This is a genomic window from Affinundibacterium flavidum (assembly GCF_014284175.1).
Taxonomy (GTDB): Bacteria; Pseudomonadota; Gammaproteobacteria; order Burkholderiales; family Burkholderiaceae_D; genus Undibacterium; species Undibacterium flavidum.
The window spans coordinates 220,732-228,053 of record NZ_JACOGA010000010.1 but is presented as its reverse complement, the minus strand read 5'-3'; the positions used below and the strand labels follow the sequence as shown (position 1 = coordinate 228,053).

The 7,322-nt window shown below is 44.7% G+C and carries 7 protein-coding genes; 3 read left to right on the top strand and 4 right to left on the bottom strand.

What is annotated here, in order from left to right:
- Window positions 1-602: transposase (locus H8K55_RS12565; RefSeq protein WP_186942409.1), on the top strand; the 602-nt coding region annotated here is incomplete at its 5' end.
- Between the two features lie 73 nt (window positions 603-675).
- Here the strand turns inward: H8K55_RS12565 and H8K55_RS12560 are convergent.
- The 3 genes from H8K55_RS12560 to H8K55_RS12550 form a co-directional block, all read right to left on the bottom strand.
- Window positions 676-1,512, bottom strand: coding sequence for a hypothetical protein (locus H8K55_RS12560; RefSeq protein WP_186942408.1), 837 nt, complete (start codon window positions 1,510-1,512; stop codon window positions 676-678).
- A 77-nt stretch (window positions 1,513-1,589) separates the two neighbouring features.
- Window positions 1,590-3,053, bottom strand: a complete 1,464-nt coding sequence (locus H8K55_RS12555; RefSeq protein WP_186942407.1) for a M56 family metallopeptidase — start codon at window positions 3,051-3,053, stop codon at window positions 1,590-1,592.
- Window positions 3,050-3,454 carry a BlaI/MecI/CopY family transcriptional regulator gene (locus H8K55_RS12550; RefSeq protein WP_186942406.1) on the bottom strand — a complete coding sequence of 135 codons (405 nt, stop codon included), beginning with the start codon at window positions 3,452-3,454 and terminating at the stop codon, window positions 3,050-3,052. The genes H8K55_RS12555 and H8K55_RS12550 overlap by 4 nt, the downstream gene beginning before the upstream one ends.
- A 283-nt stretch (window positions 3,455-3,737) precedes the next feature.
- Here H8K55_RS12550 and H8K55_RS12545 point away from each other — a divergent pair, with 283 nt between their 5' ends.
- Complete coding sequence (locus H8K55_RS12545; protein ID WP_186942405.1) at window positions 3,738-4,430, top strand: glutathione binding-like protein; 693 nt, start codon at window positions 3,738-3,740, stop codon at window positions 4,428-4,430.
- A gap of 97 nt (window positions 4,431-4,527) precedes the next feature.
- Entirely contained in the window at window positions 4,528-5,763 is a 1,236-nt protein-coding gene (locus H8K55_RS12540) for a DUF2863 family protein (protein ID WP_186942404.1), read from the top strand.
- A gap of 92 nt (window positions 5,764-5,855) precedes the next feature.
- Here the strand turns inward: H8K55_RS12540 and trhP are convergent, their stop codons facing one another.
- Entirely contained in the window at window positions 5,856-7,253 is a 1,398-nt protein-coding gene (gene trhP, locus H8K55_RS12535; RefSeq protein WP_186942403.1) for a prephenate-dependent tRNA uridine(34) hydroxylase TrhP, read from the bottom strand.
- Window positions 7,254-7,322 lie beyond the last annotated feature (69 nt).

The following is a 7,322-nucleotide window of genomic DNA, read 5'->3' as shown; positions in this document are numbered from 1 at the left end:
CCTCCATGGCGGAGCAAACCTTACGTGCTTTGGTTCTGCGCTTAGATGCCTTGCAGAACATGCGTACGCAAGAATTAAATCGACTCGATGTGGCACGTGAGGCGATTCGACAAGGCATTACTGATCATATTGTTTGGCTGGATAAAGAAATCAAAGCACTGATTCGTTCAATCAATGACCATACACATCATGATCCAGACCTAAAAGACAAGCAAAAGCTATTGGATAGCATACCTGGTTTAGGGGAGCGCACTATCGCCATTTTACTTTCGTACTACGCTGATACAGAGCGTTTTACCTCAGTGAAAAAAGCAATTGCATTTGCAGGACTCGACCCACGTCATCATGAATCTGGCAGTAGTGTGCGTGGCAAAACGCGCATGTCGAAAGTAGGCCATACTTTTATTCGCAAAGCGCTCTACATGCCTGCTATGGTTGCTTTATATCGAACAACATGGGGAACAGCTTTCCGCCAGCGTCTTACGGCATCTGGAAAACCTCCCATGGTCATTATTGGGGCAATGATGAGAAAACTGATTCACGTTGCATTTGGGGTCTTAAAATCAGGAAAACCTTTCGATTCAAGCTTGCATTCTGCTTGACTCGGATAACAGTATCTACGAAATTTAATAGATATAGAGAGATAGCACTCTATTCCATATCAAAACACAAGCACTACTCGCCATTTAACGCCGTCAAAAATCGCGGCTGCATACGCAAAGAATTTGCGATCAAATGAAATTCTTGCTCATTTTTTGCAAAGTCTTCTTCAAAGCACCAAGTAGTCAAATATAAGATTTTTTTACCTACACGGATTTGTGTCGATAAATAATGCAAAGGCGCTGCATTCTTATCTCGCCCACGAATTTCTACTTGAAACCCTTCAAAATTTTGAAAAGTCGTTTCATTAATTTTGGTGATATCTGAGTAGACTAATTCGTCACGCAAACGCACGTACATTGAATCTCTGCTGTCTGACCAAATCAAGAATGGATTTGCGTCATAGACACTGATGAAAAGTGCCGCCTGCCCCTCACGATTTTTCGCAAAGACTTGATACAGAGGAGATGGCGAGACACTTGCCTCCCATTTGCTGTTGGCATTAAACTCAAAAACATAATGCGCGCTGCGCAGCGTCGACTGAGATACCTCTTTTGGAATTTTGTGTGCCCCATCGGTGCGCTCTGCACTACCACTCGACTGTAAATTAGGTACATCTCGCACAGCTCTTCGCTTCACGCTAGATTCTTGTGTGCGATAGACAAATTTATCATCGACTGGTGGATCATATTCATCAAATTTTTTTGCATAGCCTGTTTTCAAACATTCTGTCTTTGCGTCTAGGGCCCAGGTTTCTGGCACGAACTGTTTATCAGAAGAGGACGCCTTGGCTATACCAAAAGTCCAAGGTCCACAATCCGCTTCCATTACTTGAGTCTTAACACTGGTACAAGCGGTCAAAAAATTCATCGCTACAAAGAGCAGACCGATCAGGTTTACTATTTTTTTCAAGAACAATCCAATCACAAATAATTTTCGTCGGTACCAGATACCTCTGGATTCGAGATATCTGGTCAGCTCAATCTGATTTAATCCAACTTCCAAACGTATTCAACTTGTATTTCACTTGCTTGTGGTTTGCCATTGAGTGTTCCGGGTTTGCCGGTACATTTTCCTGACAAAAGTTGATTCTTCACTGCGTCATCTAACAAAGGAAAACCACTCGATTTTTTCACAATGACTTGTTCAATGCGCCCTTTCGCCGATAAAGAGACTAAGATTCGAGAGATTCCTTGCGATTCATTACGCAATGCTTCACGTGGATATTCAGGGGTGCATCCTGTTTTCGCAAAATTGACCCGCGCAGCAACAATCACGTCTTTATCGCTACGCACTTTACTCTTTGAGAGAGTCGTTTCTGACATTGGCTGCGATGTTTGATCAGGTGATAGATTTTCGATCTCTGCAGAGTGTGTCGAATCTTTTTCGACAAACGAATCACTTGCCGTCGATTGAACAGAATTCGGTACGAGATTGCTATGTTGCTGTGATATGGTCGGAATGGCCGCATTCGCAGCTAAACCTACACAAGCCGCTGCAATACCAACTGCTGTGACCGCGGATTTCCAATTTATACTTTGTACTTCTGGACGTATTAAACGTTTGATTCTGGACATAAGATTTCCTCCATGTGCCGCTTGGGCGAGTTGAGGGGTGGTGAATTGGAGTAATTCCAACTCTTGTAAAGCAAGCGCCAGACGCCGCGGTTCGCCGAGCATACTTGCAGCTAAATCATCCGCAATGTTTTCTCTTTCATTACGGATTTTCTTTGAAATCCACCAAACTGCAGGGTGGAAAAACAAAAACATTTCAATCACATTCTGGATAAAATTCACTAGGTAATCGTAGCGCGCTATGTGGGCTAACTCATGAGCCAACAAAGCTTCTAAATGCGCGGGTGTCATTCCAGTAATCAAGGATGCTGGAACCAAAATCATAGGACGCAGCCAACCTATGGTGATTGGACTTTCTAAGTCTTGCACTACTCTGAGTACTACCCGATTTGGTAATACGAAGCTTTGTGCCAGACGGTCTAATTGCTGTTGCCAATACACGTTCGCGGTTCCGCGTTGTCCCTGAGCATAGCCACGCAACCACCACAATCCTAAGCTTAAACGCAGGCCTAAAAGACCAACGATTAGAGACCAGTAGAAAACGATATTGTTGATATTTATTTGGAGCCAACTGCCGATGTCGCGCAGACTTGATTCTCTAACGGTTGTTGCATATTGAGTTCCCATGTTCGTCAAGGCATCTAGCGAATCAACGCCTGCATGGAAAGCTTGACTGACTTGCCATGCTGGAATGAGAAAGCAAAAAATCAATCCCAGGCAGGCTATGAAGTAACGTGTTTGGGCGCGTGCATTTCGACAAAAAAGTAGCAAAACCGCAGTTATTACGGCGATCAAAATTCCCTGCCATACGAAATGTATTAAGGCCCAGCCTATCGCGTTGATCATAGAAATCAAGGCGTTGTTGAGATCAAAGCTCATTCTTCATCTCCATGCAAAAATTTTTGAATTTCTTCGCGTTCTTCTTTGCTCACATGCGAACGTAAAGCGGCTAGCACCAAAGCCTTCGCCGAGCCAGAAAAAGCTTTGTGAATTAAATCTTTGACCAGATTTGTCTGCAGCGTGTCTTGCTCCTCAACTGCAGCATAGACATGTGCCCTCTGACTCTCATCGCGGCGCAATTGGCCTTTGGCATGCATCACTTGCAGCATGCGTAGTACCGACGCATAGGCGATTTCTGGGCGTTCTTTGATCGCCGCTTCGTGTACTTGCTTCGCTGTTGCGGGGCCTAATACCCATAGCAATCGCATTAACTCCATTTCTGCAGCAGTCGGCTTTGGAGGACTGGGATTTTCACTGAGGGATGATGATTTCTTAGTCATAATTGATATTGGGTGATGTAGATCGATTGGTCTAGATTAAATGATCTAGATTATTTAGTCTAGATATTTTTCATTACATTTTAATTTGTTGTTTTTATACATAAAGCGAGGCGCGCTAAATTGAGCGACGCCTGTACGCACTTGAAGAGTAGTGATCTCAATGAAACTCAGAGTATCAGCGTAAATTGCCTTAGATCAGAAATGCAGTGGGGCGGGATATAATCGACTCAGATTCAACACAGATTCAGAACAACTGTTCGGCTACTTTTTCTTGGAGTTTTTAATGATAGACGTCTATTCTTGGCCTACACCAAACGGTCACAAAGTCCACATCATGCTAGAGGAATGCGGTTTGAGTTATCGCGCTATACCGGTTGATATTAGCGCTGGAGCGCAATTCACTCCCGATTTTTTAGCGATATCGCCCAACAACAAAATCCCTGCGATTGTAGATGCCGATGGCCCAGATGGAAAACCGATAGCCCTATTTGAATCTGGTGCAATCCTGATCTACCTAGCGAGTAAAGTAGGTCGATTTTTAGGTCAAACTGATCGCGAAAAATACGAAACTTTACAGTGGTTAATGTTCCAAATGGGTGGATTTGGCCCCATGCTTGGGCAGGCGCATCATTTCAGGATTTATGCGCCGGAAAAAATTGACTATGCTTACGACCGTTATACCAACGAAGCGCAGCGACTCTATAATGTTTTAGAGAAGCAATTGAGCCATCATGCCTATCTGACGGGAGAACATTATACGATTGCAGATATTGCATGCTTCCCATGGGCGCGCTCTGCTGCGAATCAAGGAATCAATTGGGAAGATTATCCAAATACGAAACTTTGGTTTGACAAAATTCATGCTCGACCCGCCGTGCAAAAGGCATTAAGTGTATTAGCTGAGTACAGAAAACCACTGACTGATGCCAAAGCAAAAGATATTTTGTTTGGTAAAACCCAGTACGCAAAAAAATAGGAATACACTAGAGTTTGTTCATGATTTTTGTTTGTCTCTGAACATAGCTTTAAGCACAGCGCCAGCACAAAATATATCTCAAGAAAATGATCCCATTATGCGACGCGCACCCAAAAAGAAAATTCAAAAATTAGCTGGAGATGCCTTGCGCATCGCCAATCTATCTCTGGCGGTTTCACAAGCGGGCAGCCGCCTGGAGGATAATGACTGGCAATCCTTGTTGGATGCCTTAATCGCCAAAAATCTGGAGGCCAGGCACCAAAGCGTCCTGGACGCAGCCGCTGAGCATGTCTTTACTAATCAACCTGATGCCTACGAAGTCTTAATTGAAGCGATTGAATCGATCGCCACATCAGGTCAAATCAAAGATGGCGAGAGCGCTTACGATATTATTTTGGTGGCAGCACCCATCTTGGCCTGGAGTCGTTTTGACATTGCCTCTGGCAACGTTCCCGTGGCGATACTGAAATCTCTGACCACGAGTTGGCGCGAATCCTTGCTTTGTAAAGGAGTACAAGTGTGCATGTTGCCAACACTGTACTCTATCGATCAATTGCCGCAAGATCATTGCGCTGTCAACGATTTGCTCCACGATACAGCTCAACATTTTCTGCAAAATAAAGCCATCGTAGCACCTAAGGATTTGCCGAAGACCGTGCCTTTCTTAGCAGATAGCCGTTACTTACTCGGTGTGGTGTTAGCACCGAGCAATGCACCGCTATTTCAGTGGCAAATGACGCCTTCACCTTTTGATATTGCGAAGGCCAAGGAAGCCGCCCTACTGTTGTGGAAGCAAAGAGCACATGCGGATATTGCCCATCTGTTGCCGGGATGTGGTTTTGAATTTCTTCTGCCTGAGTCTTACTACTCTGCTTGTCGCGAAGCAGACATTTTGGTGCGTCCAATCTCTATCCGTGCCACAGTGTTTTATTTGTGCCAGACCTTAAATGTGGAAGCCAATGATTTAAGCGCGATTATCGGTCGATTTGGACCCGAAACCCATCCGGGACAAGTCGATGAAATCCGGGTTGGATTCACCCTTAAGAAAGCGCCAGAAGTCATTTACGGTGTGATCTGGCCGCTGTATCAGCAAGAAGATGAACTCAACGCCTTGGTCGGCCCATCGATCTCGACTATGGATGAACGCGAAGGTGAAATTCCTACTTTATTAAAAGAAAGTGGCATCACGCAAATTCAAATATTAGAAGATATTTTTGGCATGGAATTCTGTGAAGATTGCCAGGCACCGCTGTACGCCGATGCCGAAGGTGATTTAGTGCATCCAGAAATGCCTGATGACGCACCACCAGAGGGATCTGTGCATTTGCATTAATTTATCTCGCGCCAATTTTAGGTATATCAAGCAAAACGGGCACATAAAGTGATTAGCACTTATGTGCCCGTTTTTAATTGCAGCATCAAGAATTACAACATGCGTGCCAGCAAAGCCTTATCGTATTTTGCATCAAGAGGAATACGAACTTTGTGCCCTGCGCCGCCAATGACATCGACTGACTCATTACGCTTATTACGGATCTCGCCTAATGTGACAATTTCATTTCCAGTTGGATGAATAATTTCAATTTGATCACCGACTGAGAAGCGATTTTTCACTTCGACTTCTGCCCAACCGTCTGCGACCGACAAAACATTTCCTACATACTGACTGCGATGCGCTTTTGACACACCTTCCATGTAGTTTTGGTGTTCTTGCGTATGATGGCGTTGGTAGAAGCCATCGGTATAACCACGATTTGCCAGACCATTTAATTCACCCAACAATTGCTCATTGAATGGACGTCCTGCTACAGCGTCATCAATCGCACGGCGATAGGTTTGCGCAGTACGTGCGACGTAATATAAAGACTTGGTACGCCCTTCTACCTTTAAGGAATCGACACCGATTTTTGCCAGACGCTCAACGTGTTCAATCGCACGCAAATCTTTGGAATTCATGATGTAGGTTCCATGATCGTCTTCCAGTATCGGCATGAAATTACCTGGGCGGCCAGCTTCTTCAATTAAGTAAGGACGATCTGCTAATGGATGACGTGGCATATCTCCCATGGCGGAGAAAGATTGATTCGCTTCTTCCAAAGCTTTGTTGAAATCAAACTTGATTGTTTCAACTGGAATGCGTTGCAAGTCGCCGGTTTCATTTTCGGTCGCGTTTTCTACCTTGTAATCCCAACGACAAGAATTGGTGCAGGTACCTTGATTCGGATCGCGGTGGTTGAAATAGCCTGATAACAAACAACGACCAGAGTAAGCGATGCACAGTGCACCATGCACGAATACTTCGAGTTCCATTTCTGGGCAGCGTTGCTTGATTTCTTCAATCTCATCTAAAGACAATTCACGCGACAAAATCACGCGGGTTAATCCCATCTTTTGCCAGAACTTAACGTCAGCCCAGTTCACCGCATTCGCTTGTACGGACAGATGCACATTCACTTCTGGCCATTTTTCACGCACCATCATGATCAAACCTGGGTCGGCCATAATCAGCGCGTCTGGCTTCATGGCGATCACTGGTTCCATATCGTTCAGATAGGTTTTGAGTTTGGAGTTGTGCGGGAAAATATTGCTGGCAACGAAGAAAGATTTGCCACGAGCATGCGCGCCTTCTATGCCTTGCTGCAAAATATCCAAGGTAGAAAATTCATTATTACGTGCGCGCAAGCTATAACGCGGTTGTCCTGCATACACAGCATCCGCGCCGAAGTCGAAGGCTGCGTGCATTTTTTCTAAAGAGCCCGCTGGCAATAATAATTCTGGTGCTTTGAGTTGAACAGCACTGGTTGCGGAAGTGGAATTTGACATGGCAATACCGTCTAAAAATACTGCGATCTCACTGAATTTCACTGAATTTCACTGAATTTCAATGACAGG